This is a genomic window from Streptomyces acidicola (genome assembly GCF_009377235.1).
GTDB classification, from domain to species: Bacteria; Actinomycetota; Actinomycetes; order Streptomycetales; family Streptomycetaceae; genus Streptomyces; species Streptomyces acidicola.
In genome coordinates this window covers 1-2,074 of record NZ_VMNX01000484.1, presented here as the reverse complement: position 1 = coordinate 2,074, position 2,074 = coordinate 1, and the positions used below count along the sequence as shown (strand labels likewise).

Below are 2,074 nucleotides of genomic sequence, written 5' to 3'. Positions count from 1 at the left end.
TGTATAAGAGACAGGTCATGCGACGAGTCGGGCAGGCCGAACCCTGGCCTCATCGCGGCCGCGAGGTGCAGCACGTCCAGTCCCTTGTCGTACTGCTCCCGCTCGAAGGCGTACCGCACCAGCGCGGTCACGGAGTCGGTGGGTACGGCCGGCTGCCTCTCCCCGTCGGCCAGTTCACCACTGACATGGACGGCGAGGGCGCGCGGTGTGGCGTGCTCGTAGAGGGCGGACGTCGGCAGCTCGACTCCACAGGCACGGCCGACACGGTTACGGAGGTCGGCCAGCGACAGGGAGGTGAAGCCCAGTTCGAGGAACCGCTGCGTGACGCCGACCTCACCGGTGTCGGTGTGCCCGAGGACCTGGGCCACTTGGGCGACGACGAGCTCCAGGACGGCGCTCTCGCACTCGGCCGGGGGCAGGGACCGGAGACGATTGGCCGGTGCGGAGGGAGATGACGGCTCGTGGGGGGCGGGCAGAGGCTCGTCGGACGTGGCGAGCTCGCGCGGGGCCCGCGGGATGGCGAGGAAGCTCATCGCGCCGTTCTCGCCCGCACGGTCGGGCAGCCAGTAACGCCGGCGCCGGAAGGCGTACGTCGGCAGGTCGACCCGGCGCGCGCCGGTCCCCGTGAACACGGCGCCCCAGTCGACGTCCGTGCCGTGGACGAAGACCTCGGCGAGGGCGGTGAGCAGCGCGGCGACCTCCGCCCGGTCGCGACGCAACACGCTCACGGCGACGGCGGTCCCGGCGGGCGCCTGTGCGCTGAGCACCGGGTCGGGGCCGATCTCCAGGAGCCGGCTGACCCCTTGACCGGCGGTGACGGTGGTGAGGGCGTCGTGGAAGCGCACGGGCTTGACGATCTGGTCCGCCCAGTAGCGCGCGGTGGTCCAGTCGCCGTCCCGCAGCGCCTGCCCCGTGACGGTGCTGACGGCGGGCACGGTCGGCGTGCGGTAGGCGATGCCGTCGGCCACGGCGGCGAAGTCGTCCAGGACCGGCTTCATCAGGGGTGAGTGGAAGGCGTGGCTGACGCGGAGCCGACTCGTGCGGCGCCCGCGCTCCCGGAACTCGGCGAGCACGGCCTCCACGGCACTTACCGCACCGGACACCACAACGGACTGCGGCCCGTTCACGGCGGCGATCGCCACGTCCCCGTCCAGCACCCCGGCGACCTCGTGCTCGGTGGCCTCGATCGCGGCCATCGCGCCGCCTGCGGGAAGGGCCTGCATCAGCCGGGCGCGCGCCGCCACCAGCCTTACCGCGTCAGGGAGCTCGAAGACACCCGCCGCATACGCAGCCGCGAACTCGCCCACGGAGTGTCCGACGACGCAGTCCGGCTCTGTCCCCCAGGAGCGCAGCAGTTCCACCAGGGACACCTGCACGGCGAACAGCGCGGCCTGCGCATAACCGGTACGGTCCAGCAGCGCGGCCTCCACCGAGCCCTCGGACGCGAAGACCGCGGCCCGTACGCCCGTGGTGAAGCCGGCGGTGCCGTCGAACTCCCCGTCGAGGTGCGCGCACACCTCGTCGAAGGTCCCGGCGAACACGGGGAACCTGTCGTACAACTCCCGTCCCATTCCTGGGCGTTGAGTGCCCTGACCGGTGAACAGCCACGCCGTACCGCCCTCGGTCACGGTGCCGCTGACGATGTCCGGTGTCGTCGTCCCGGTGCCGAAGGACCCGAGGGCGGTGGCCAGCGTCCGGATGTCGGGACCGAGGGCGACGGCGCGGTGGGTCAGGGCGGCACGGGTGGTGGCCAGCGAGTGGCCGATGTCGTGTGCCGCGTGGTCGTCGGTGAGCGCCGCTGCGAGACGGGCCGCCTGCTGGGTCAGCGACTCGGGGCGGTGGGCGGACAGGACCCAGGGAACGAGCGGGAGCGAGGCGTCGAGTACCGGCTGCTCCCGCCGCGCACGCTGTTCTGGCTGTTCCGACTGTTCCGACTGCTTCAGCTCGGGGGCTTCTTCGAGGATGACGTGGGCGTTGGTCCCACTGATCCCGAACGCCGAGACACCCGCCCGCCTCGGCCGCTCACCACGCGGCCACGACCGGGACTCCGTCAACAGCCGAACCTGCCCCGCCT

1 protein-coding gene is annotated in these 2,074 nt (G+C 72.3%); it reads right to left on the bottom strand.

The window, feature by feature from the left end; genetic code table 11:
* On the bottom strand, positions 1 to 2,054 hold a 2,054-nt coding region (locus tag FPZ41_RS46215; RefSeq protein ID WP_228023464.1), incomplete at its 3' end, for an acyltransferase domain-containing protein.
* Positions 2,055 to 2,074 lie beyond the last annotated feature (20 nt).